The sequence below is a fragment of the Bradyrhizobium jicamae genome (assembly GCF_018130695.1).
GTDB classification, from domain to species: domain Bacteria; phylum Pseudomonadota; class Alphaproteobacteria; order Rhizobiales; family Xanthobacteraceae; genus Bradyrhizobium; species Bradyrhizobium jicamae_B.
In genome coordinates this window covers 215,260-239,880 of the sequence record NZ_JAFCJX010000001.1, presented here as the reverse complement: position 1 = coordinate 239,880, position 24,621 = coordinate 215,260, and the positions used below count along the sequence as shown (strand labels likewise).

Annotated in this window: 18 protein-coding genes; 10 read left to right on the top strand and 8 right to left on the bottom strand. The window is 60.0% G+C overall.

The annotated features are described in order from the left end of the window. The first annotated feature begins 42 nt into the window (after positions 1-42). Positions 43-750 carry a class I SAM-dependent methyltransferase gene (locus JQ604_RS01010; protein ID WP_249157902.1) on the top strand — a complete coding sequence of 236 codons (708 nt, stop codon included), beginning with the start codon at positions 43-45 and terminating at the stop codon, positions 748-750. A gap of 192 nt (positions 751-942) precedes the next feature. Here the strand turns inward: JQ604_RS01010 and JQ604_RS01005 are convergent, their stop codons facing one another. After that, the gene (locus tag JQ604_RS01005) at positions 943-2,361 is read right to left on the bottom strand and encodes an exopolysaccharide biosynthesis polyprenyl glycosylphosphotransferase (protein ID WP_249157901.1); all 1,419 of its coding nucleotides are present in this window, start codon (positions 2,359-2,361) and stop codon (positions 943-945) included. A 351-nt stretch (positions 2,362-2,712) separates the two neighbouring features. On the opposite strand from JQ604_RS01005, the gene JQ604_RS01000 reads away from it, so the two are divergent. Continuing rightward, a complete protein-coding gene (locus JQ604_RS01000; RefSeq protein ID WP_249157900.1) occupies positions 2,713-3,144 on the top strand; it encodes a hypothetical protein in 432 nt (143 codons plus the stop codon). Between the two features lie 105 nt (positions 3,145-3,249). Here JQ604_RS01000 and JQ604_RS00995 read toward each other — a convergent pair whose 3' ends face one another. Next, complete coding sequence (locus tag JQ604_RS00995; RefSeq protein WP_212352119.1) at positions 3,250-3,900, bottom strand: ParA family protein; 651 nt, start codon at positions 3,898-3,900, stop codon at positions 3,250-3,252. A gap of 390 nt (positions 3,901-4,290) precedes the next feature. On the opposite strand from JQ604_RS00995, the gene JQ604_RS00990 reads away from it, so the two are divergent. From JQ604_RS00990 to JQ604_RS00955, 8 genes are all read left to right on the top strand, one after another. Next, positions 4,291-5,619, top strand: coding sequence for a calcium-binding protein (locus tag JQ604_RS00990; protein ID WP_212352117.1), 1,329 nt, complete (start codon positions 4,291-4,293; stop codon positions 5,617-5,619). Positions 5,620-5,845: 226 nt separating this feature from the next. Further along, on the top strand, positions 5,846-6,451 hold the full coding sequence (locus JQ604_RS00985; protein WP_212352115.1) for a class I SAM-dependent methyltransferase: 606 nt from the start codon (positions 5,846-5,848) through the stop codon (positions 6,449-6,451). A 462-nt stretch (positions 6,452-6,913) separates the two neighbouring features. Further along, complete coding sequence (locus JQ604_RS00980) at positions 6,914-9,148, top strand: peptidase domain-containing ABC transporter (RefSeq protein ID WP_212352114.1); 2,235 nt, start codon at positions 6,914-6,916, stop codon at positions 9,146-9,148. Continuing rightward, positions 9,138-10,487 carry an HlyD family type I secretion periplasmic adaptor subunit gene (locus JQ604_RS00975; protein ID WP_212352112.1) on the top strand — a complete coding sequence of 450 codons (1,350 nt, stop codon included), beginning with the start codon at positions 9,138-9,140 and terminating at the stop codon, positions 10,485-10,487. Before JQ604_RS00980 ends, JQ604_RS00975 begins: the two co-directional genes overlap by 11 nt. 8 nt (positions 10,488-10,495) lie before the next feature. Beyond that, positions 10,496-12,538 carry a tetratricopeptide repeat protein gene (locus JQ604_RS00970; protein WP_249157899.1) on the top strand — a complete coding sequence of 681 codons (2,043 nt, stop codon included), beginning with the start codon at positions 10,496-10,498 and terminating at the stop codon, positions 12,536-12,538. Positions 12,539-12,724: 186 nt separating this feature from the next. Then, the gene (locus JQ604_RS00965; RefSeq protein WP_249157898.1) at positions 12,725-16,666 is read left to right on the top strand and encodes a glycoside hydrolase family 99-like domain-containing protein; all 3,942 of its coding nucleotides are present in this window, start codon (positions 12,725-12,727) and stop codon (positions 16,664-16,666) included. A 36-nt stretch (positions 16,667-16,702) separates the two neighbouring features. Next, positions 16,703-17,143: a hypothetical protein gene (locus JQ604_RS00960; RefSeq protein ID WP_212352110.1), complete on the top strand. Its 441-nt coding sequence runs from the start codon at positions 16,703-16,705 to the stop codon at positions 17,141-17,143. 285 nt (positions 17,144-17,428) lie between these two features. Beyond that, positions 17,429-18,397, top strand: a complete 969-nt coding sequence (locus JQ604_RS00955) for a hypothetical protein (RefSeq protein WP_212352108.1) — start codon at positions 17,429-17,431, stop codon at positions 18,395-18,397. 4 nt (positions 18,398-18,401) lie between these two features. Here JQ604_RS00955 and JQ604_RS00950 read toward each other — a convergent pair whose 3' ends face one another. The 6 genes from JQ604_RS00950 to rfbA all read right to left on the bottom strand — a co-directional run bounded on the left by JQ604_RS00950 (position 18,402) and on the right by rfbA (position 24,520). After that, positions 18,402-19,565 carry a hypothetical protein gene (locus JQ604_RS00950; RefSeq protein WP_212352106.1) on the bottom strand — a complete coding sequence of 388 codons (1,164 nt, stop codon included), beginning with the start codon at positions 19,563-19,565 and terminating at the stop codon, positions 18,402-18,404. A gap of 108 nt (positions 19,566-19,673) precedes the next feature. Next, a complete protein-coding gene (locus JQ604_RS00945) occupies positions 19,674-20,300 on the bottom strand; it encodes a class I SAM-dependent methyltransferase (protein ID WP_212352104.1) in 627 nt (208 codons plus the stop codon). A gap of 179 nt (positions 20,301-20,479) precedes the next feature. Beyond that, positions 20,480-21,040, bottom strand: coding sequence for a hypothetical protein (locus tag JQ604_RS00940; protein WP_249157897.1), 561 nt, complete (start codon positions 21,038-21,040; stop codon positions 20,480-20,482). A 40-nt stretch (positions 21,041-21,080) separates the two neighbouring features. Then, positions 21,081-22,382: a UDP-glucose dehydrogenase family protein gene (locus JQ604_RS00935; RefSeq protein WP_212352102.1), complete on the bottom strand. Its 1,302-nt coding sequence runs from the start codon at positions 22,380-22,382 to the stop codon at positions 21,081-21,083. 167 nt (positions 22,383-22,549) lie between these two features. Then, a complete protein-coding gene (gene rfbB / locus JQ604_RS00930) occupies positions 22,550-23,617 on the bottom strand; it encodes a dTDP-glucose 4,6-dehydratase (protein WP_212352100.1) in 1,068 nt (355 codons plus the stop codon). 27 nt (positions 23,618-23,644) lie between these two features. Further along, positions 23,645-24,520 carry a glucose-1-phosphate thymidylyltransferase RfbA gene (gene rfbA / locus JQ604_RS00925; RefSeq protein WP_212352098.1) on the bottom strand — a complete coding sequence of 292 codons (876 nt, stop codon included), beginning with the start codon at positions 24,518-24,520 and terminating at the stop codon, positions 23,645-23,647. Between the last annotated feature and the right edge of the window lie 101 nt (positions 24,521-24,621).

Below are 24,621 nucleotides of genomic sequence, written 5' to 3'. Positions count from 1 at the left end.
GCCTCGCCGCCAACGGCGCCTGACCAGGACGCCAACAGCTTCATGTATGCGCGCTACGTCTCGTCAGGCGGCTTCGGCGCGGAGCCGGTGACCGAGGCCGATCTGGCGCCGCGTCTCGTCATCATGCGCGACCTCGTGCGTCGGTTCTTCCCGCACGATCGCAACGCGGCCGTTCTCGACCTTGGTTGCGGCAACGGCGTGCTGTTGCTCGCGGCGCGACAGGCAGGCTACCTCCGGCTCGAAGGCGTCGACGGTTCGGCTGAACAGGTCGCGATCGCGCACCGGCTCGGTATCGCCGGGGTGGAACAGGGAGATCTCTTCGGAAAGCTTGCCGAGAAGGAAGCCGGGAGCCTCGACGTGGTCGTGACCTACGACGTCATCGAGCATTTGACGAAGCAGGATCTGCTGCGCCTGATGGCCGAGGTCAGCCGCGTCCTGAAGGCGGGCGGTCGATGGATCATCCACGCGCCCAACGCCGAATCTCCGTTCTTCGGCCGCATCCGCTACGGCGACTTCACCCACGAACAGGCGTTTACGCGTCAATCGCTCGCCGCGGTGCTGCGCGCCGGTGGATTTGCGCGGGTAGCCTGCTTCGAGGATGCGCCCGTCGTTCACGGGACGAAGAGCGCCATTCGTCTTGCGCTCTGGAAGCTGATGCGCCTCGGCTTGCGTTTCTTTATCGCGGTCGAGACCGGCGAGACCGCGGACGGGATCTACAGCCAGAATTTTCTGACTGTCGCGGACCGCTAAAGCGCGATGAGATTAGGCTGAATCGTCATCGCGCTTTAGCTCTTTGTTTGAGCACGATCTCCGCGCAAACGCCTTCGGCGTTTGTCGCGAGGGAAAACCGCTTCACACTTTTCCGGATCATGCTGTAGGTCGATTCGCAAAAGCAAGCCCGGGGCGCCGCCCGCGGCTTGCACGTCAACGATGGCGCTGACGTCAGTAGCTGTTCTGATAGTTCTTCGGCGAGAGGAGCAACAGCGCGGTCAGGACCACGATCTTGATATCGAGGTAGAACGACCAGTTGTCGATGTAGAACAGATCAAACTCGACCCGCTTCTGCATCTTCTCCAGCGTGTCGGTCTCGCCGCGAAGCAGGTGGACCTGCGCCCAGCCGGTGATGCCGGGTTTCACGTTGTGCCGCCTTGAGAGCGGCGGGATGCGTTCCTCGAACATCTTGTTGTGCGCGAGCGCATGCGGTCTCGGGCCGACCAGGGACATCTCGCCGCGCAGCACGTTGAAGAGCTGCGGCAGCTCGTCAATGCTCAAGGCGCGCAGCCAGCCTCCGATCCAGGTGACGCGCTGATCGTTTCGGGTGGTCTGGCGGAAGCCGCCCTCGTTGCCCTCGACCCGCATCGTCCGGAACTTGAGCACGGTGATCGCCTGGTTGTTGTAACCGTGGCGTGTCTGACGAAACAGGATCGGTCCACGACTGGTCAGTTTGACCAGGACGGCTGCGCCCAGCATGAACGGGGACGCCACCACCAGCAGGGCGCTCGCGAAGATCACGTCGAAGCTGCGCTTCAAGAGCTCGTCGAGCGCAGACAGGGGCCGGCCCTGAATCTGCATACTCGTCACGTCGCCGAATTCGAGGATTTCGGCGGCCGACAGCAGTCCGTCGAAACCCGGCACGAGGACGTGCACCGCAACGGGAAGCTGCGAGAGCTGATCCGTCAGCGTCTTGATGCGCCTGAGCTGGCCAGGTTTGGGCAGGATGAAGATATCGTCGGCGCAAAGGCCGCGGCACGCGTCGATCAGCCTGCGACCGTCTTCACCGTCCGGACCACTCTCGAGCAAGTCGAAGGGAAATTGCGCCACGGTGACTATGCCGCTCGCACGGAGCCGCTGTGAGAGCCCCGTTGCTTCGACGGGATCGCCGACCAGGAAGGCGCGGCGCATCGCCAGCCGCCCGGTTTCCAGCGCCCGCTGTTGCCGGCCGATCAAAGCGCCACGGAGCGCAAGGCTTGCAATACAGATCGCGGCGAACTGCGCGATGAACGCACCGCGGGAATACTCGTCGGAAATCTTGAGCAGGAACATTCCGGAGACGAGGAATGCGAAGGCCAGTACGGACGCGCGCACGGCATTCCACAACAGGCGCTGGCGCCGGAAATTCTGCAGATGCCCGAAATCGCCCAGCCAGAGGGTCGCGCCGCAATAGAGTGCCGCCAGCAGCAGCGCCGCGCCCCAATACTGGGTGGCCACCGTTGCATCAGGCACCACCAGCCGGTGATACAGTTCGCTGGTCGTGTAGGCCGTGGTCGCTACTGTCGCAAATTCGAGGCTCAGGAGCTTCGCTGCGGAGGCTGCACCTTTCTGGAGACCGAACAGGCGACCGGCGCCTGCGTCCGACTCCAACGGCCTGATGTCCTGGGTGATGGCGGGTGTACCCGAACCCAACAGCCGATGCACATTGGCGCCGGCGTTCGCATTCAGATCTCGTAAATTCTCGTCTCGTAACGGCCTGTTGGCGCCGGCTTTCCGTTGCGCGGATGCGAAGGCGGCGCCTGACCTTACCTCATGGAGCATTCCGCCGGTCCCAATACCTTAACAATTAACGCAAGGTTATTAACATTCGTCAGTTTAACTGTTTATTTACTATTCGCAACGCCGAACTTGCCATAGGACGATCGGGCGCCGCGGCTGCGCGTCGAAATGGTGATCACAATGATAGGGTTGGTAACGCGAGCGGCGCGGTTGGTGGCTGCAATGGCTGTGCTTGCCGCGGAGATCGTCGTGCTCGCCGGCGTCGCTGGCTCAGCGTTTGGTCAAACCGCCACAGACCCGCTAACCGGCTATGGCAGGCGTCCTGAGGTCGGAGGGACGCGGCCCGGGTCGGTCCAGACGCCCCTGATCCGCAGCAGCAGCGATGTCGAGATCCTGCGTCATCGCGACTTCGCGGGCAAACCGTGCCTGAGCGTCGGCGGATTTGCCCGCCCGTTCACCACGAATCCCAACCTGTTCGACCACGTGATCAGCACGGAAAACAACTGCCCCAAGGCGATCAAGCTGCAGGTCTGCTACTACAAGGCCACCGATTGCGTGCCGCTGGAAGTGCCGGGTTACGGCCGCAAGGAAGCCGTGCTCGGGACGATGCCTGCGCAGAAGGACTTTCGCTTCGAATTCAGGGAGAAGTTCTGACGCTTGGGACAGCGATTCGGGCCGTCGACCGACCGATGCGCCATCGTTGTGCGTTTGGCTTTCGATCTTGGAATGGGCCTATTGCGTGCTTTGCATGGCACGCACTTATTTTGTGATTCTTCGAGCGCCGAGAGCCTTCTCTACCACGTCCGTCAACGCCCGAATCTCGAGATCCGCAGGCGCGTTTGGGGCGAATGTCGCCACCGATTGCCCGACAGCGAAGGCGCGCACGAAGGCCGAACGATTGGTGATCGCGGGCGCGATGTTTTCCTCGAATTGCTTCAGTTCATCCACCAGCTGACGTCCCTCCAGGCTGCGTCGGTCGACCCTGTTTGGCACCAGCAGAACCCTGATCGGCTCGGCGCGCCGTTTGCGAACCGCGTCAATGATTCCAATGGTATGGACGGTGGCTTCGATATCGAGGCCCGACGCGGTGCAGGGGACGAGCATCACGTTCGCGATCGCGATCGAGGCGCCCATTTCACGCTCATTCGGCGCCGTATCGACGACGACGATGTCGGCCTTAACATTCTTCACATCTCGTGCCCAGCGTGCGACCGGTTCGCTGCCTAATCCGATCTCATAGACAGGGAATTCGAGGTTGCCGAGCTCAGCCCATTGGCAGGCAGACCGCTGTGGATCCCCATCAACCAGGGCGACACGGTGGCCGCGGCGGGCCAACTCAGCCGTCATGCAAATCGCAATCGTGGTCTTGCCGACCCCGCCTTTTCTTTGAGCGACTGTGATGATGGGCATTGAGCTAGGGTGACGGATGGCTGCGGCAGAATTGTCTTAACTAGCTGAAAGATATTAAGGATTCGTGATTCGCTCTGTGGGCCGGTTTGTGTCGGCGGCTTCGCCGAGATGAGTAGATTGCAAGTTTGGCCCGGGATCAATTCTCAAATCTTGAGTTAGTGAACACGTTAAAAAAGTGTTGCGTCTGCCTTCAATTTAACCACAATATGACATTGCCTTTGAATTGAGTTATCAAAGTCCAAATTCCTTTCTTGACTTGGTGTGCAGTGCAGTTAACATTGGGCTAACAAAGCGCACGTGAGGCATCACATTGGTTTCGATGTCTCGCGGGGGCTAGCCAGAAATCTCTTGGCCGGTTCGTCGGCCGTGAATTGATTAGCAGGGGGTACCATGAGCGTCAGCTATTTGACGAAGACCGAACTGAACGCCGACCTTACTGCGAGTGGTCATCTGGATGCTTCCGTACAGGCTGCGTTGTTGAACGCTCTGCAAAGTGACGGGACGTATAATCCTGGTGCCGAGGACGGCAAGAAGGCTTGGGTCGAGCAGGGTGCCTATAGCGGCGGCCCGCTGTCGCCGGTGATTCAGGTTCTGGATGTCACCAACTCGACGACGGTTCAGACCACATCGACGCTGAAGGCCATCATCATGGATGATGCCGGCGGCAACCATCTCACGGTGACCGACACCCAGAACGCAGGCAACAGCATCTTCATTGCGATGGGGTCGGGCAACGATACGCTCAACCTGTACGACAGCGGCAATGATACGGTTTATGGCGGCGGCGGTAACGACGTCATCGGCGGCGGCACGGGCGCAGACTCCATCCTCGGCGGCGACGGCAACGACAGCCTCTATGGCGGCAGCGGCGCCGACACCCTGATCGGCGGCGCAGGCGACAATTTCATCCAGGTCGGCACGGGTGCGCATCAGCTCGCCGAGTCCGGCGGCAGCGGCAACAACACCATTCGCGACGTGTCATCGGGCACGAGCACGCTGGTCGCGGGCACCGGCAACGACACGATCTGGGGCTACGGCTCCGATACGCTCATCGGCGGCTCCGGCCACACCGAGCTGCATGGCGGCACCAACTCGCTGCTCATCTCGGGCAGCGGCTCCGGCGGCTACAACATTCTCGGCTCGGGCAGCACGCAGAACGGCGAAGCCAACATCATGCAGGGCGGCGCGGGTGCCGACAGCCTGTATGGCGGCGCCGGCAACGACACGCTCTATGGCGGCAGCGGCAGCAACTTCATCGTTGCGGGCACGGGCACGCATCAGCTGCTGCAGGCCGGCACCGGCAATACCTATCTTTACGACTCTGGTTCGAATGGTCTTGCCGGCACCGACACGCTCACGGGCGGCTCCGGCAACGACACCATCATCGGTCAGCAGGGCGACTACTTCCAGGATACGGGCGCTGCGGGCTCGAACAACGAGTTCTGGGTCTATGGCGGAACGGGTGCCAGCTCGACCCTGCAGGGTGGCGCGGGCGACGACACGTTCCACATCGAAACCAAGATCGGCAACGACACCATCATCGGCGGTGGCGGCGACGACGTGGTCGGCTTCAAGGATCGTGCGTTCAGCGATGTCAACTCGCTCACCTACGACTCGGGAACGAACTCGTACAACCTCGTGTTCAACGATGGTCAGCACATCAACGTGTCCGGCGTTTCGGACCTGTACTTCACCGATCAGGTGGTCAAGCTCTCCTAGAGCTGAAATCGCCGATCTCACCCTTGGAAAGCCCCGCTTCGGCGGGGCTTTTTGCTTTGTGCGAGGGGCTTTGGGTTGGGATCGCTGGCGTCGATTTACCTTCTTGTGCAAGCCGGCTCCCGCGGTTCTGGTGGAATAGCCGCCCGGTTGGTAAGGTCGGCCGGTACGAACGGGGCGCCCTGTTCGCCAGCCGAAAGGGTTAGATTTGGTCTTCGAGCTCAAACGCATGCTCAACGCAGGTTCCGGTCCAGGGCCGGCGCGTCGCATTGCCCGGATGATCGCCGAACAGCATTGGGAAGAGCTGCGCCTCGACATCGATCCGGAGGTCAACCCGGATGTCGTGGGGTCCGTCACCGAGCTCGATCACTCATTCGCCCCGCAATCCTTCGATGCGGTGTGGTCCTCGCATATGCTCGAGCACCTTTATGCGCATGAGGTCTATCCGGTGCTGCGTCAATTCCACCGCGTGCTGAAGCCCGATGGATTTGCGCTGGTGATGAGTCCCGACCTGGAGGCGGTTGCCGAATTCATCACCAAGCACGGGATCGCCACCATTGCCTACAATTCCCCGGCCGGCCCGATTCGGCCGCTCGACATGCTCTATGGTCACTCCCGCGCGATCGAGCAGGGGCATCATTACATGGCCCATCGCACCGGCTTCACGGCCGAGCGCATGGGAAGCCTGCTGCTCAGCGCAGGATTTTCCGAGGTCTCGACGCGAACCGAGAATTTCGAGATCGTGGCGCTTGCATTGATGCCTGAAGCAGACGGCGAATCGATACTGGCCGAGCTGGATCGATCGGGTTTCAATTTCAGGGAAGAAGTTGCTTGAGAGAATGGGTGAGGATCAGCGCTAGAGCATGATCCGGAAAAGTGTGGAGCGGTTTTCCCTCGCGACAAACGCCGAAGGCGTTTGCGCGGAGATCATGCTCAAACAATGAGCTAAAGCGCGATGACGATTCGACCTGATCTCATCGCGCTTTAGCCTCATGAGCGAAGGCCCGAGCGCCTCGATTTTTTGTCTTTTTGTGAATGATTGCTGGCAATCGCAGAGAGTCGCAACTGCGCGCGAGGTTCCTGGATTGGGAACAGCCGTTCGTTGCATGCCTGATTGAACGCGCGCCGGTGGCGTTAATCACATTGCGTCAAGTTACGAGAGTAACATTGGTCTTTTCCAGCCGAATGCGGCATAACTCTCAGCAGCTTACGATTTTTGCTGCGAGTGCTAACAGCGCTGGTGTATAACACACCGCAGGTTCAAGCACCGACCGTTTCAGGCAAGTTAGGGGTAAAGATGAGCGTTGACCTCTCTTCGGTTGAGACCGGCGTTGTCGATACAAAAGAGCCGTCCGGTCTCGGCTGCCTCGTCATTGTTGCGCGTCAACACGGCTTGCATCTCACAACTTCGCAACTCATTCACGAGAACGTCCTGGGCGGCGATGAGGTCACGACCTCCGAGATCCTCAAATGCGCCAACAATTCGGGGATGCGCGCCAAGGCCGTTCATCTCGACTGGGACGGGCTCAGCCATCTGAAGAAGGCGCTGCCTGCGATCGTCTGCCTCAAGGACGACAGCAAGATGGTGCTGCTGCGCTTGGAGGGCGATGAGAACAATCCGCGTGTGGTGCTTCGTGACCCGAATGTCGGCGAAGACGCGCTACTCGTCATCGATCGCATCCGGTTCGAAGACATCTGGACCGGCGAAGTCGTGTTGGCCAAACGCGACTATGAAATCTCGGACGAGAACCAGCCGTTCGGCTTCGGCTTCATCACCGCGCTGATCTTCCGCGAGCGTCGCATCGTGCGCGACGTCGCGGTCGCGGCGCTCGTGCTCGGCCTTCTGGGCCTGGCGCCGATCATGTTCTGGCGGCTCTTGTCCGACAAGGTGATGTACTACAAGGCGTTCAACACCTTCTACGTGCTGTGCCTTGCGATGCTGGTGATCATCGCGTTCGAGACGATGTTCTTCTTCCTGCGCCAGTATCTGGTCCACAATCTGACGGCGCGGCTGGACGTCAAGCTCTCGACTTACGTCTTCGAGAGGGTCCTCAACCTCCCGATCGACTATTTCGAGCGCAACCAGATCGGCCTGATTGCACGCGACATGCGCGAGATATTCAGGGTTCGGTCCTTCCTGATCGGCCAGTTGTTCGGGGCCATCCTGGACTCGACGACACTGCTCTTCTTTCTACCGGTGATGTTCTTCTTCAGCCCGCTCTTGACGTTCATCGTGCTCGGGCTCTCCGCTCTGATTGCGGCGTGGCTCATTCTGATGCTGCCTTACTATCGCAAGAAGTCGACGGCCGTGCTGGCCGCAGAAGGTGCTCAAGGCGCATTCATGGTGCAGAACCTGAACGGCATCCGGACCATCAAGTCGCTGGCGCTTGATGCGCGGCAAAAGCACATGTGGGATGTTCATGTTGCTCGCGTCGCGAAGGCAAGACTGGCGGAAGGCATCGCCGGAGTGACGATCCAGGCCGTTGTGCGCCCGCTCGAGCGACTGACTGTCAGCGGATCCTATGCGGTTGGTGTCTATCTGGCGATATCCACTTCGGATCCCGTCTACATTGGAGCGTTGTTCGCATTCCTGATGCTGTCCCAGCGTGTGGCTGCCCCGCTCATGCAGATGGCGCAGCTGGTCAATCAGCTCGACGAAGCGCGAATGGCCGTCGGCATTGTGGGCAACCTGGTCAACCATGAGGCGGAGGAGGGGCGGTCCGGGCATGGCGTTCAGGTGCCGCTGCAAGGCCATGTCGAATTCTCCAGCGTCTTATTCAAGTACAAGGGCGCGGTGTCGCCGGCGCTGAACGGCGTATCTTTTGAAATCCCGACCGGCACGACCCTCGGCGTCATGGGCAAGAGCGGCTCGGGCAAGACCACGATTACCCGGCTTCTGCAGCGGCTGCACTCCGACTATGGCGGGCTGATCAAGATCGATGGCATCGACGTTCGCGAGTATGACGTCGATCATTTGCGCCGCAACACCGGCGTGGTGCTGCAGGAAAACTTCCTGTTCAGCGGCACGATCCGCGAGAATATCGCCGCCGCCAAGCCGGACGCGACTTTCGACGAAATCGTGCAGGCGGCCCGCATGGCGGGCGCGGAAGAGTTCATCGACAAGCTGCCGCGTGGCTATGAGACCTATATCTACGAAGGTTCGCCGAACCTGTCGGGCGGCCAGCGTCAGCGGCTTGCGATCGCGCGCGCTTTGATCGTCAACCCGCCGATTCTCATTCTGGACGAGGCAACCAGCGCGCTCGATGCGGAGAGTGAGGCGATCGTGAACGCGAATATCTCGCGGATCGCACGTGGGCGGACCCTGATCATCATCTCGCACCGGTTGTCGTCGCTGGTCGATTGCGACGCGATCCTGGTGCTGAATCGCGGCGTCGTCGACGACATCGGTCGGCACGAGGAGTTGCTGGCGCGGAACGAGATTTACGGAAGCCTGTGGCACCAGCAGAACAGCCACGCCATGCCGACGCGCCGGCCGCGCGCGAATTTCGGAGGGCCGACCCTTGTCTCGTAATTCCCCGGCTCTGACCACCGTCCGTCAGTTCCAGTCCGAGACGGATGCGATTCGTGAAGCAGCGGAGCCAATTTTTGCCCGCGCGACCCTGTGGGTCCTGGTCGCTTTTCTCGTATCATTGGTTGCGCTGATGTTCCTGACGCGGCTCGACCGCGTCGTTGCCAGCGTCGGCGGCAAGATCGTTCCGCTCGATCAGATCAACGTGCTCCAGTCGCTCGATCCGGCCATCATCAAGACGATCGATGTGCGCGAAGGTGAGCAGGTTCAGGCCGGCCAGCTGCTTGCAACGCTCGATTCGACCTTCGCTTCGGCTGATGTCACTCAATATAAGCAGCAAGTCGCGAGCCTCGAGGCGCAGGTCATCCGCGACAAGGCCGAGCTCAGCAATTCGCCGCTGGTTTTTCCCGAGCGTCCCGATGCGGAATTCCGCAACTACGCGGCGCTGCAGAAGGCCCTTTACCAGCAGCGCAAGGCGCAATACGCCGCCCAGGTCGCGAGCTTCGATTCCAAGATCAGCCAGACCGAGGCGACGATCCAGAAATTGCAGAAAGATGACGAGCGCTATGCGCAGCGCGATGACGTTCTGCAGAAGATCGAATCGATGCGCTCGACGCTGGCCGACAGCGGCAGTGGGTCCAAGCTCAACCTCTACATTTCGCAGGATGCGCGTCTCGAACTGTTGCGGACGATGGACAACACGCACAACAGTCTCGTCGAGGCGCAGCACCAGCTCGATTCCCTCAAGGCCGATCGCAAGGCGTTCACCGAACAGTGGAATGCGCAGCTCAGCCAGGATCTGGTGACCACCCAGAATTCGCTCGATACGGCCAAGGCTTCGTTCGACAAGGCGCTGAAGCACCAGGATCTCGTGCGCCTGACGGCCGACGAGCCATCGGTGGTCTTGACGCTCGCGAAACTGTCGGTGGGTTCGGTGCTCAAGCAAGGCGACCCCTTCATCACCCTGATGCCGCTGAAGACCCGCCTCGATGCAGAAATCAAGATCGCGTCGCGCGACGTCGGCTTCGTCAGGCCCGGCGATCGCTGCACGCTGAAGGTCGACGCCTTCAATTTCGCCGAGCACGGCACTGCGGAAGGCAAGATCCGCTGGATCAGCGAAGGCGCCTTTACGGTCGACGACAACGGCCAGCCCGTGGACGCCTACTACAAGGGGCGCTGTTCGGTGGAGCAAATGGCTTTTCGGGATGTGCCGGCGAATTTCCGCCTGATCCCGGGCATGACGCTGACCGGTGACGTCCATGTCGGCACGCGCTCGGTCGCGATGTATGTCATCGGTGACATGTTGAAGGGCCTCGGCCAGGCCATGCGCGAAGCTCAATGAGCGCGGGCATGAGCATGCGCAAGCCCCGACTGCTGAGACGGATGAAGCCATGGACCGCGCTTGGCCCTGAGGCGATCGCCCAGCGTGCCGCCGCTGCCCATGAACGCGGCGCCTATATGGAGGCGTTCGAGGCATGGCGCCATGCGGCCGATGGCGGCTCCGCGGAGGCGGCCTTCCAGATCGGTCAGCTCTACGTGCGCTCGCAAGGGGTTGTGCGTTCGATTCCGGATGCCTTCGCCTGGTACGAGAGGGCGGCCGAAGCAGGTCACGTAGACGCGCAGCTTCAATTGGGCATGATTCTGCTCGACGGAGTGACAGCGGGGGTGAGCGGCAACGAGGTATGGCGCCAGGCTGTCGAGGCTAAGGCAAGTGAGCAGGGCTCGATTGCGAGTGTGGTGTTTCCGCGGGGGGTGTCAGTCGAGAAGGCACCGGAGCGCGGCTTTGCGTGGGTCGCGAAGGCGGCTTCCACTGGCAAGCCGGACGCGCAAGTGGTGCTCGCGGATATGCTGCGGTACGGGCGCGGCTGCGCGCAGGATTTTGCAGCGGCGCGGGAATGGTACGAGAAGGCGGCCGCGCAGAATTTCGCTGGTGGTGAGTTCGGCCTCGGCGATATCTACTTCCAGGGCCTTGGCGTGCCCAAGGATGCCGAGGCCGCCGCGGGCTGGTACCGCAAGGCGGTTGAGAAGGACCATGTCCGCGCCAAGGTGGCGCTCGCCTTCCTTCATCTGAGCGGTTCGGGTGTCGCTCAAGACGCGGCCGAAGCGGCGCGGCTGTTCGCGGAGGCCGCCCGGCACGAGGACGTGATCGCGCTCTACAATATCGGCTTGCTGCAGCTCCGTGGCGAGGGCCTGCCCAAATCCGCAGACAAGGCCGAGACCGCGCTGCGCAAGGCGGCGCGGCGGGGCCATTTGCCTTCGATCCTGACGCTCGGCGAGTTCTACTCCAAGGGCGTCGCCGTCGAGCCTGATCTGCGCGAGGCCGCGTATTGGTATCTCCAGGCCGCCGAGCGCGGCGATGTTCCGGCGCAGTTCTTCACCGGGCGTTTCTTTGCGACCGGCCAGGGCGTGGCGCCGAGCGTGCGCCAGGCTGCGAACTGGTTCCTGCGCGCCGCCGAGAGCGGGCATCCGACCGCGGCCTACAATGTTGCGATCTTCTATCTGAATGGCACCGGCGTCGCCCAGGACATCGCGGCCGCGCTCAAATGGTTCGAGTTCGCCGCCAACGCCGGCATCCCGGCCGCACAAGTCCAGCTCGGTCAGCTCTATTCGGCGGGCCACGGCGTGGACCGCGATCACGCCGTGGCCGAGCAATGGCTGGACAAGGCTGCAAGCGGCGGCGATCCCGAGGCCGGGGTCGCCTACGCGATGTTTCTGCTGCAAGCCGACAAGAGCGCAGCGAAAGTCTCGCGCGCAATGGAACTGCTGACCCAGGCGGCCGAAGCCGGACACGCGGCCGCGAGCCTCCAGCTCGGCCATCTCTACGCCGGGCGCTTCGGCGGAACGCCGGCCTGGCCGCTCGCCGCAAGATGGTATGCGACCGCCGCTAACGCGGGCCTGCCCGACGCCATGCTGGCTCTCGGCCAGCTCCATCTCGATCCGGCCACCGGGATCGCCGACGCCAAGGCGGCGGCCGGCTGGTTCGAGAAGGCCGCGCAGATTGGACTGCCGCCCGCCCAGTTTCAGCTCGGCGTCATGTACTGCACTGGCGCCGGCGTCGAGATGAACCTGGAGAAGGGCGTGTTCTGGTACGAAGCCGCAGCAGGGCAGGGCCATCTGCTGGGCCAGTTCAACCTCGCCGTCATGCTGTCAAAGGGACAGGGCTGCAAGCAGGACGCGCAGAAGGCGTTCCAATGGTTCGAGCAGGCGGCCGAGCAAGGGATGGCGGCGGCGCAGCTGACCGTCGGCGACGCGCTTCATGCGGGCAACGGCGTGACGCAGGATATCGAGGCGGCGCGTGCGTGGTATGAGAAGGCTGCGGCGCAGGGCAATGAAGTGGCGCGGCAACGATTGAGTTCGACTGCAGCTCCGAAAAGTAGTGTTGCGAATAGCTGACGCGGCAACGTGATTTTGCAGCTTACAAGGCGCTGGATGAATCTTGGGCGAGCCGATGCAAGTTCGAGCAGTTCAAATCCGTTTTCTGAGCAGAATTAACTTTGGCTTTCATATCTGTGACAGCGACGTTGCGCTAAAGTACAGTGTGAGAAATAACACCCATAATCGATCAATCACCGTGTGAAGATGGCTGACTTCCTGTCAAAGCTCGCCCGCGACGCCGGGCAAAAAGAGCCAATCGCCAAGCGCGCCAGCGTCAGTAAAGTTCAAGTCAAAGGCAATGCGAAGCTGGCCAAGCCGAACGGCGAGATCCCGAACATGACGGAGCCGTCTGAGCAACCGGTGGCGCCCGAGAAGCCGGTCGAGGACTTGTTGGCGATCAAGCGCTACCTTGAGGCGCTGGGGCTTTTCGACGAGGCATTTTATTCAGCGACATATCCTGACGTCGTGGCAGTCGGTGTGAATCCGTTCGAGCATTTCTTTCTCTATGGCTTCAAGGAGGGAAGAAAGCCGAATTCCATCTTTGACCCGATGTGGTACGTCACGACGTATCCGGATGTTCAGGAAGCCGACATTCAGCCGCTCCTGCATTATGCGAGATACGGTGAGTCCGAAGGCCGTCGCCCGAGTCCGTATTTCCAGCCGGCATGGTATCGAGAGAAATACGCGATTCCGAGCAGCGACAGTCCGCTCGGTCATTACCTGAAAAACCGGGTCGGTCCCTTCAGCCCGATTCCCGAATTCGACGCGCAATACTATCTGCAGACCTACCAGGACGTCGCTGCAGCGAGCGTTGATCCGTTCGAGCACTTCATCTTTCACGGCTACAAGGAAGGCCGCAATCCGTCCGGGGAATTCGATACCAAGTTCTACATCCAGCGCTATTTCAAGGGAAAGACCGACCAGAATCCGCTGCTGCACTACATGGAGCATCGGCACGAGGACGGGATTTATCCGTCGCCGCCGGAGAACGAGGCGACGATTCCGGCCGAGATCAAGCGCTTCACCAAGCCGAGCGCATTGTTCGAGGAGCTACGGCCGTTGCCGGCGAGCGCCAAGTCGCGCGCGAAAGTGCTGGCCTACTACCTGACCCAGTTTCACGCCTTTCCCGAGAACGACAAATGGTGGGGCACCGGCTTCACCGAATGGACCAACATCGCGCGCGGTGTTCCGCGCTTCAAGGATCACTACCAGCCGCGCATTCCGCGCGACCTCGGCTTCTATTCGCTGGCCGATGTCGGGACGATGCGCAAGCAGGCCAAGCTCGCGAAGGCCGCCGGCGTCTACGGCTTCGTGTTCTATTATTACTGGTTCAACGGCAAGCGCCTGCTGGAGAAGCCGCTCGAGCAGTTCCTGAAGACGCGCGACATCGACATGCCGTTCTGCCTGATGTGGGCGAACGAGAACTGGACGCGACGCTGGGACGGCATGGAAGGCGAGGTCCTGATCTCGCAGGACTACCTGTCCGAAGACGATGAGCGGATGCTCGGCGAGTACAACCGTCACTTCAAGGACCGGCGCTACATTCGCATCCAGGGCCGGCCGCTGCTGATGATCTATCGGCCGCGCCTGATTCCCGACACCGCCAACGTCATCGCGCGCTGGCGTGCGATCTTCAAGACGAAGTTCAACGAGGATCCGATCATCATCATGAGCCAGAGCTTTGATGATTTCGATCCCGGCCCCAACGGCATGGACGGCGCGATCGAATTCCCGCCGCACAAGCTCACCAAATTCGTGCCGCGGGTGAACTCCGAGGCCAAGATCCTTGACGACACCTTTGCGGGCCAGATCTACAGCTACGATGCCGTTGCCAAATATTCGCTGGAAGAGCCGCGCCCGAATTTCCCGCTGATCAAGACCGTGGTGCCGAGCTGGGACAATGACGCCCGCCGGCAGGGGTCTGGTCTGGTCATCCAGGGCTCGACGCCGCAGAAGTACGAGACCTGGCTGTCGCAACTGGTCGAGCAGGCGCAGAAGCACACTTTCTTCGGCGAGCCCTTCGTCTGCGTCAACGCGTGGAACGAGTGGTGCGAAGGCGCCTATCTCGAGCCCGACCTGCATTTCGGCTCGGCCTATCTCAACGCCACCGCGCGCGCCGCGACCGGCCTGTCGCGCGATTTGTCGTCGCCGAAGATTCTCCTGGTCGGCCATGATGCATTCCCGAGCGGCGCGCAACATCTGCTGCTCAACATCGGCAAGACCCTGCGCAGCGCCTTCAACATCGAGGTCGAGTATCTCCTGCTCGCAGGCGGTGCGATGGAGGGCGACTACCGCGCGGTCGCGCCGCTCACCGTGCTGAAGCAGGCCTCCGAGCTGCCGCCGGCATTGCAGCATTTCCGCGAAAAGGGTTTCACCTCGGCGATCGTCAACACCACGGCGAGCGGCCGTGCGGCGAAATTCCTGTCCGAGATGGGTTTCCGCACCATCTCGCTGGTGCACGAGCTGCCGCGGATCCTGCGCGAGAAGAACCTCGAGGATATCGCACAGATGGCGATCGGCAGCGCCCAGCGCGTCGTGTTCGCCTCCGAATTCGTGCGCGACAAGCTGGTCGAGGCGCTCGAGCTCGACGCCGCCGACGAGCGCTTCCTGATCCGCGCCCAGGGCAGCTACAAGCAGATCGAGCCTGCGCCGGCGGAAGCCGCGGCTCTGCGCAAGGAATTCGATATCGGGCCCTCGGACAAGATGGTGCTCGGTGTCGGCTATGCCGATCTGCGCAAGGGGTTTGACCTGTTCCTGCAGGTCTGGAAGCTGGTCCGCCAGAACCATCCGAGCGTCCATTTCTTCTGGGCTGGCGGCATCGATCCGGGCCTCAAGGAATGGCTCGGGCCGGAGATCGAGCGCGCCGAGGCGACCGGGCGCTTCCATCTCGCGGGCTTCCGCTCCGACATGCAGGCGCTGTATTCAGCCTGTGACGTCTACGCGCTGACCTCGCGCGAGGACCCGTTCCCGACGGTGGCGCTGGAAGCGCTCAGCGTCGGCGTGCCCGTGGTCGCCTTCGAGGATTCCGGCGGTATCCCCGGCTTCCTGGCCAGGGAGAATGTCGGCTTGGTCGTCCCTTATTGCGACGTGCCGGCGATGGCGCACGCGGTCGGCAATTTCTTGCGCCGACCGCCGTCCGAGACTGAGCAGGCGCGGATGACCGAGATCATCGAGACCAATTTCGCGTTCGCCGACTATGTGCGCGACCTGCTGCGGCTCGCCGTGCCGGCGCTGCCGACCATCTCGGTCGCGGTGCCGAACTACAATTACGCGCACTGCCTGCCGGAGCGGCTCTACACCATCTTCGACCAGAACCACCCGGTCGAGGAGGTCATCGTGCTCGACGACTGCTCTTCCGATGACTCGATCAACGTCATCATGAAGCTCGCCGACGAGCGCCAGCGCGATCTCTCGCTCGTCATCAACGAGCAGAATTCCGGCTCGGTGTTCGCGCAGTGGACCAAGGCGGCCGAGATGGCCAAAGGCGAGTTCCTGTGGATCGCCGAGGCCGACGATCTCTCCGAGCCGAGCTTCCTCACCAGCCTGCTCACGCTGATGAAGGGCGATCCCGACATCGCCTTCGGCTTCACCGACTCCAAGTCGATCGACGCCGACGGCGCCCATGTCTATGCGAGCTACAAGCCTTATTTCGCCTCGATCGAGCCCGGCGCGCTGTCGCGCACCGAGGTGTTCGCGGGCAGCGAGTTCGTGACGCGCTTCCTCAGCGTCAAGAACACCATCCTCAACGTGTCCTCCGTGCTGTGGCGCCGCGAGGCGTTGCTGCGCGCGCTTGAAGCCTGCCGCGCCGATCTTAGGGATTTGCGCATGGCCGGCGACTGGCGCATCTATCTGGAGGCGCTCGCCGCCCCAGGCGCCAAGATCGCCTATGTCGCCGACCCCCTCAACGTGCACCGCCGCCACGCCGCCAGCGTGACGCACTCGCTGAAGGCCCAAAAGCACATCGCGGAGATCGACAGCATGCACCGCGTCGCCCGCCAGCGCTTCGGCCTCGGCAGCAAGGACACCGCCTCACAGGCGGCGTATATCGAGGAAGTCACGGCGCAGCTGCTCGGCGCGCCGCTGGAAGTTGACAAGGCGAAGCGGGGGACCGCGAAGACGGCCGTTAAGGCTGGGACGAAAGCTTGAGGGCTGAGGAATAACTGGTAGGGATCGGGGTTGTAAATGTTTGTACCTTCTGCTGTTTCGCTTCTGAACGCACTTAATGTCGACCGTTCGACCTTCGAGAAGGGTGGGACCGTAGAAGTTCCGGTTGGCCTGCTGAAGCTTTTGCTGCAAATCGGCTTGGCTGCTGCCGACTTTGACGAGGATAGCTACCTGAGAGAAAATCCTGATGTGGCGAAAGCCTTGGGCAATGGTGAAATAGAGAGTGCGCACGTGCACTACATTGGCTTTGGCTACTTTGAGGGACGGCAAGGTGGAGGTCCCGAAGTTGATGAAAAATGGTACCTGAACAAGTATCCAGATATTGCCGCCGCTTTGCGCGAGGGCAAGATCAAGTCGGGCAAGCAGCACTTTCATCTGATTGGTGCAGCGGAGGGCCGCAGTCCAAATATTGATCAAGAAGAGAATGCTGCTCAATGGAAGAAGGCGCTGCGTTCTTAAGATGGCGGGAGCCTTTGATCGCGGTATCTGAGTATTTCTCTCCGTATGCCTATTTGTCACGATAAGCCTCCCAAAGAAGGCGCACTAACGAAACGAGGAAAAGTCAAACCACCCGATGTTCAAGGCGCTCCGGTCGAGATAACTCGTCCCAACGCGCATCTTTGCTGGCGGGCGGGGAGACTTGGAGGCATAGATTTTGCGCAAGGCGACGGCTTCTTCTTCGATGGATGATATGGATATCCCGCGTCCAGACGAATGTTGCGCAAGGTCAATTAGGAACATGCGATGACCCTACTAAGCTGGGATAACGACAAGAAGGAAATTCTGGATCGGCTCAGGTCGCGCTGTGCCGTGAAGATCTGCGCTAAGACGCTGAATGAGGTCCAGTTCACAGAAGGCTGGATCGAGCACCATCTAAAAATATTTGGCCCTGAAGGCGTGATGATTGCCGATAATGGATCAACCGATGAGCAGGTTCTGAAAATCTATGACCGGTGGAAGAATGATGTACTGATTTTTCAGTTTGGGGGGCCCCATAATCAGCTACATTGTCATCCTCGATTCAAAGAGCTTTTCGACGCCATCGCGGAGACCAGCGTCAGATTCGCGTTCATCGACATTGATGAGCGCCTCGTTCGAATCTCATCCGATTCTTGGTCTGCTGATCCAACCGTTGCGGAAACGATCGCTCAAGCGCCAGCTGAATGCATTGTCCCAACCGCCTGGTTGGTAAACAAGATGCGATCAATGAACAGCTTCTATATTCGAGACCAGAAGGGGGCACTGGGCGTCGTCGAAAATTTGCGCATGGGCAAGCCGTTTTTTCCTGGTCAACTGGTCGGACGGCATTGTGAGATACACAACTTTCAGTACCATAATAGATTGGAGTTCGACGCCTCTGCGGGGCAGGATCTTTTTCTGTTGCATTTTACTCAGTTCCCCGAGCGGCGGATCATGACTAATCGAAACAAATTGATCAGTCGGGGGATTGTATCCCAAGATATGTCGAACGAAGAAATATTGGCGATGAGTTTGGAAAAGTTCTCAGATCAAACTTTTCTTCCGCTCATCGACGAGATTCGATGGATGAAAGCATTGATCGACGATGGGTCGGCTTCTGTCGATGAGTCGGACATGATCCGACTTATGGACGATGGAACATTGTTCTTCTCGGATGCCAAGGCTAGGTCGGTCTTCCAAGACCGACGCAATGATTTCCCAGCCTTTTTTCAGCGAGCGATGACAGGCACCTGAGGGCTCACGGTCCAATAGAAACTCTTACGCTCATGACTCGTTTGTTCGTTTGCTTGCAATAACTACCCTCGAGAAGGCTGTCGCCTCCAACGAAGAATAGTTCTGCGCTTTTCCCAACTTCGTCGAAATTGATGTCAGCAGAACTCAAGTCGACGAGAGAGGGAAAGTTGATTCGCAACTCGCCAGCGTTGCATTGTTTGGACCACGATGGTGTTGCGGGTAGCAACAGCTTTGGTTTGCTCCAGTCGGTCAAATTATTGCTTGTCATGTAATAGACGCCAGGAGGAGATGCTCCTTCCGGCGCTAGAGTAACTGCAAGAAATCTCCCCCCATGTCGTACTATTGATCCCATAACGCCAGAGAGCCTCTGGATCGGCAGGCACTCGAATCGCCCAGTCAAGTGTGCGTTGAAGCCTTTTCCATCCCAGCCTCGCCACTTTGATGCTGCCCCGATGTCATCCGTTCGCATTAGGCAGGTACCCAGATGATTGCCACCTAAGCCAATCATCTCAGCGGCAAGATAGAAATATCCGTCACGATGAACTATGTTTGAACTATTCGAATATCCATATCTGGCGCCCTGAGTTGCAGCTAGGGGCAGTTCTCCGGCGGCTAACACGTGCTGCTCAATCAAATGAAATGACTGACCATCGTCGTCGGACTCTGCGAGAGTTAAAGCATTAGTCCAACACTTTAGATACTCGCGAAACTTGCATTTGCCTTCATGGGTTTGTCCCCAATATTCATTGTGGACGACGGCCATAATTCGGTGGCGCTGATTGTCTCTCCATAATGCCGTAATCCATCCGCGATCATTAAAATTGCGTTCGTCATCGCTTCTTGCGCCTACGAACGCCGAGCGGCAGTGTCTCTGGAAAACGCCATCCTTGATGTAAAATGGTAGGTTGTTGAAGTGAGGCGCGAAGCCGATCTCCTGTCCATCTCCTCTGCGAAACACTCGCAGAGGTCCATCGGGAATGTCATCTGTGTTGCACCCTGACGTCGCCTCGAAACGAATTTGTGGAGTGCCGACGACATCAATGGATATGTCGTCCTCCGCGAAAGCGCGCCCGTTGTTGGCGATCAGGGCCAATACAAATAATGTACCGGCTCGCGCAATTACGAACTTGAGCAGCCCTTCCCAGGCCGAATGTCGGATGGGTTTCATAGTGTCGTCCGTTGTGTTGCGATCCTCATAGAGGGAATCGCCCCGTATTACGGCAAAAGTTGGCATCATTAGGCCGCCGGTCCGTTCGGTGCAGATTGCAAGAATGGGTTACGGTCTTTGGATCAGCGAGATGCGATCGAGATTTTCAACGTTGCCCCAACTGATCGGAATGGACTCTACGATCTCCATACCCGCTTCATCACAAAATGATTTGAACAATTCTTCAGTCATGTGATTGCGAGCATGCGTATTCTTGGCATAGTTCGTGCCAGGTGCACTGAGGTTGGAATGATGGTAGAGGGCCATTCCGCCTGACCGCAGGATCCGATGCGTGTCCTTGATGTACGATTGAACGACGTCGGGAGCAAAATGTACCATCGCGTCGTAGCAGAAAATGGCTGATATGCTGACTGCAGCAATGGGTTCGAAATTGTATCCGTTGTTCAGGATAAAGTGCAGTTCTGGGAAGTGGCCGAGTCGATTTCTGCAGGCGTCGATGTTTTCTTGATGGATATCCATCAGTGTAAGCGTGCCACATTGGTTCGCAATTTGCTCGGAATGCCGTCCGTGGCCAGCGGCTAATTCAATGACATTGTCCAGCGGGAGTTCTTTAAACAGCCGTAGGAAGATTGTGCCGTTTCCCCAGAAGAGGTGTGTCCATCTCTCGGCATCAGCGTAGTATGGAGATTCCTTCCAAGCAGACGCGACGTGCTTAACCGATTTCTCGATAGTCATGAAATTTTCACTCCCTCAGACATATTTTTATCAATTGTAACAATTTATGGTTGAAGCCGCTAGTGGCGAGCCTCTTCCACTGAAAGCATCTGAGTCAGTGCTTGTGCCTGCACGCACAGTTCCTCGAGAAACGAGGAACAATGGTGGAGCAACGTGGCCTCTCCGACGTCCTCAATCCGTCAAAATGAATTTGTGCAATGCGACTGAAGAATTGCCTCTGCAGTCTCTTTTTTCGGAAGCGGAAGGAAGAACGATAGGTCGCCGGCTGTTGCAATTTCCCGACCTATTTCTCGGACGCAGTGATAGTCGGGGCGTGAACTGAAGTCGTGGATGCCAATAATCGCGGTTGGATTGCAATGCAGGACAATCTGGGCGAAGCAAGCGACCCTGAAACGGCCGTCAACGAGATATAAATCAGCCTCGGCGCTATGGGGCACGTCCCAGATCGTCGAATGATAGTTCGACCAGCGAGATCTTGTGGAGCTATCCGTGGGAAATCCCCAGTCGCCGATTGGACCAATGTCGATAAACATCAGTTCGGGCTTTGCCTGGCTGGATGTGCACGCCGAGGCAACCTTATCGAGCCACTCCTGAGAAGAGTCGATCGAGCGTATCGAGTTCTTTACATACTTTGACGCAGCGACAGTGCTTCCGCCTGTTCCAAATTCGACGTAATCGCTGCTGTTTTTTACGAATGATAAGAAAAGGTCCGTTTCCTCTCCTGACATCCTTGGTAGCATTGTCGCCTCCCGTATTAGATTGCGTCAGGAAAGAGCACGCTCATTGGCGTCCGATACTCTCGTATTTGAACCCCAGCGCCCGCACATCCTCCGGCCGATAGATATTCCGCAAGTCCACGATCACCGACCCGGCCATCGTCGCCTTGATCCGTTCCAGATCCAGTGCACGGAATTGCCGCCATTCCGTGACGATCACCAGTGCGTCCGCGCCGCGGGCGCAGGTGTAGGGGTCGTCGCAATATTCGATGCCGGAAATCTCCTTCTTCGCCTGTTCCATGCCGACGGGGTCGTGGGCCTTCACCTTGGCGCCGAAGTCGAGCAGGCCGGAGATCAGCGGGATCGAGGGGGCCTCGCGCATGTCGTCGGTGTCGGGCTTGAAGGTGAGGCCGAGCACGGCGATGGTCTTGCCCCTGATGTCGCCGCCGAGCGCATTGGCGACCTTGCGCGACATCGCGCGCTTGCGGTTGTCGTTGGCGGTCAGCGTCGCCTCGACGATGCGCAGCTGCACGCCGTAATCAAGCGCGGTTTTTGACAGCGCGCGGGTGTCCTTCGGGAAGCAGGAGCCGCCATAGCCGGCGCCGGCGTGCAGGAATTTTGTGCCGATGCGGTTGTCGAGGCCGATGCCGCGCGCGATCTCCTGCACATTGGCGCCGACCTGCTCGGCGAGATCGGCCATCTCGTTGATGAAGGTGATCTTGGTCGCCAGGAACGCGTTGGCGGCGTATTTGATCAGCTCAGCAGTGCGCCGGCTGGTGTAGAGGATCGGCGCCTGGTTGAGATAGAGCGGGCGATAGATGTCGCCCATCACCTTTTTGGCGCGCTCGTCGTCGGTACCGACGACGATGCGGTCCGGATGCTGGAAGTCGCGGATCGCCGCGCCCTCGCGCAGGAATTCCGGATTGGACGCAACGGCGACGTCGGCCGCCGGATTGGTCTCGCGCACGATGCGCTCGACCTCGTCGCCGGTGCCGACCGGCACCGTCGATTTTGTCACGATGACGGTGAAGCCGTTCAGATGCGAGGCGATCTCTTTGGCCGCGGCATGCACGTAGCTCAGATCCGCGTGGCCGTCGCCGCGGCGGGAGGGCGTGCCGACCGCGATGAACACGGCGTCGGCGTCGGCGACGTCAGACAGGTCGGTCGCGAATTTCAGCCGGCCCGCGTTCATGCCGGTCTTCACGAGCTGATCGAGGTCCGGCTCGTAGATCGGTATCTTGCACTGCTTGAGCGCTGTGATCTTGTCCGCATCCTTGTCGATGCAGGTCACGTCATGGCCGAAATCGGCAAAACAGGCTCCGGACACCAGGCCGACATAGCCGGCCCCAATCATCGCAATGCGCATACTGCCTCAGATCCCGTTTGTTGATCGGTTCATAGCCATGTCATGGAGGCTTCAGGTGGCCCAAGCCCGCCGCCCGCCTGCGCCATTTCTACTTTGCATGGGGTTGTTTTCGCATTTTTTTGAGTCGTCGCCGCAGCAACGCCTGAAAGCCGTCGCGACGCGGCCTTTCATTTGCTCAGCCCGACGCGGCTCGCCGTGTAGCCGCGCTCCAGGATCGCGTTCCACCAGGGCTGCTGGTCGACATACCAGCGCACAGTCTTTTCGATGCCGGTCTCAAAATTCTCCTCGGCGCGCCAGCCGAGGTCGTTTTCGAGTTTTGTCGCGTCGATGGCGTAGCGGCGGTCGTGGCCGGGGCGGTCGGTGACGAAGGAGATCAACTTGCGGCGTGGGCCGGCGGCGCTCGGCGCGATCCCGTCCAGGAGGTCGCAGATGCTCTCCACCACGTGAAGATTGGTGCGCTCGTTGCGGCCGCCGACATTGTAGGTCTCGCCGATCTGCCCGCGTTCCAGCACCAGGGTCAGCGCCTTGGCGTGGTCCTCGACATAGAGCCAGTCGCGGATGTTCTGGCCGTCGCCATAGACGGGCAGCGGCTCGCCGGCGAGCCCCTTGATGATCATGTGCGGGATCAGCTTTTCCGGGAAGTGATAGGGGCCGTAATTGTTGGAGCAGTTGGTCACCAGCGTCGGCAACTCATAGGTCTCGCGCCAGGCGCGGACCAGATGGTCCGATGACGCCTTGCTGGCCGAATAGGGCGAGTTCGGCGCATAGGCCGTGGTCTCCGTGAACAGCCCCGCCTCGCCGAGTGAGCCGAACACCTCGTCGGTCGAGATGTGCAGGAAGCGGAACTGGTTGCGCTTCTCGGGTGAGAGCGTGCGCCAGTGGCGGAGTGCCTCCTGCAGGATGGTGAAGGTGCCGACGATGTTGGTCTGGATGAACTCGCCGGGGCCGTCGATCGAACGGTCGACATGGCTCTCGGCGGCGAGATTCATCACGGCGTCGGGCTGATATTTCTCGAACAGCCGGTGCAGGGTCTGCGCTTCGCAGATGCACTGCTTCTCGAAGGTGTAGTTGAGGTTCTCGGTCGCGCCGGGCAGCGAGGCGAGGTTGGCCGCGTAGGTCAGCTTGTCGATATTGACGACGCGGGCATGGGTGTCGCGCAGCAGATGGCGCACCACGGCGGAGCCGATGAAGCCGGCGCCGCCGGTCACGAAGATGGTCGAGCCCTTGAAGCGCATGATCTGTTGTCTCCGCAAGCCGCGCGATTATTTCTTGAACGAACGATAGACCGACATCAGATATTCGCCATAGCTGCTCTTGGCGGTCTTCTCCGCCACCCTGGCGAAGGCGTCCAGCGAAATATAGCCCTGGCGCAGCGCGATTTCCTCGGGGCAGGCGATGCGCAGCCCCTGGCGCTGCTCCAGGATCTGCACGAAATGGCTGGCCTCGACCAGCGAGGAATGCGTGCCGGTGTCGAGCCATGCAAAGCCGCGGCCGAGCACCTCGACATAGAGATCGCCGCGCTCCATGTAGGCCTTGTTGACGTCGGTGATCTCGATCTCGCCGCGCGCCGACGGCTTGATGCCGGCCGCGATCTCGACCACGTCGTTGTCGTAGAAATAGAGGCCGGTGACCGCGACGTTGGATTTCGGCTGCTTCGGCTTCTCCTCGATCGAGATCGCGCGGCCAGTGCCGTCGAGTTCCACCACACCATATTGCTCCGGCGTGTTCACGACGTAGCCGAACACGGTGGCGCCTTTCCTGCGCACCGAGGCGGCGGACAGCATGCTCGGCAGGCCATGGCCGTAGAAAATGTTATCACCTAACACAAGCGCGACCGAGTCCTGCCCGATGAAGTCGCGCCCGACGATGAAGGCGTCGGCAAGGCCGCGCGGGGTTTCCTGCGTCGCGTAGGAGAAGCGCAGGCCGATCTCGGCCCCGTCGCCCAGCAGGCGCTGGAACAGCGGCTTGTCCTGCGGCGTCGAAATGACCAGAATATCGCGGATTCCGCCCAGCATCAGCGTCGACAGCGGATAGTAGATCATCGGCTTGTCGAAGACGGGCAGGAGCTGCTTGGAAACAACCGTCGTCACCGGGTAAAGGCGCGAGCCTGTCCCGCCAGCAAGAATAATGCCCTTCATGGCCCCTCACGATTTACTATCAAAAAACATAACATATGGTGTGCGCTGCACAAGTTTGTTATGGATGCAGAGTTAACATTGCAGCCCGGCAAAAATTCCGA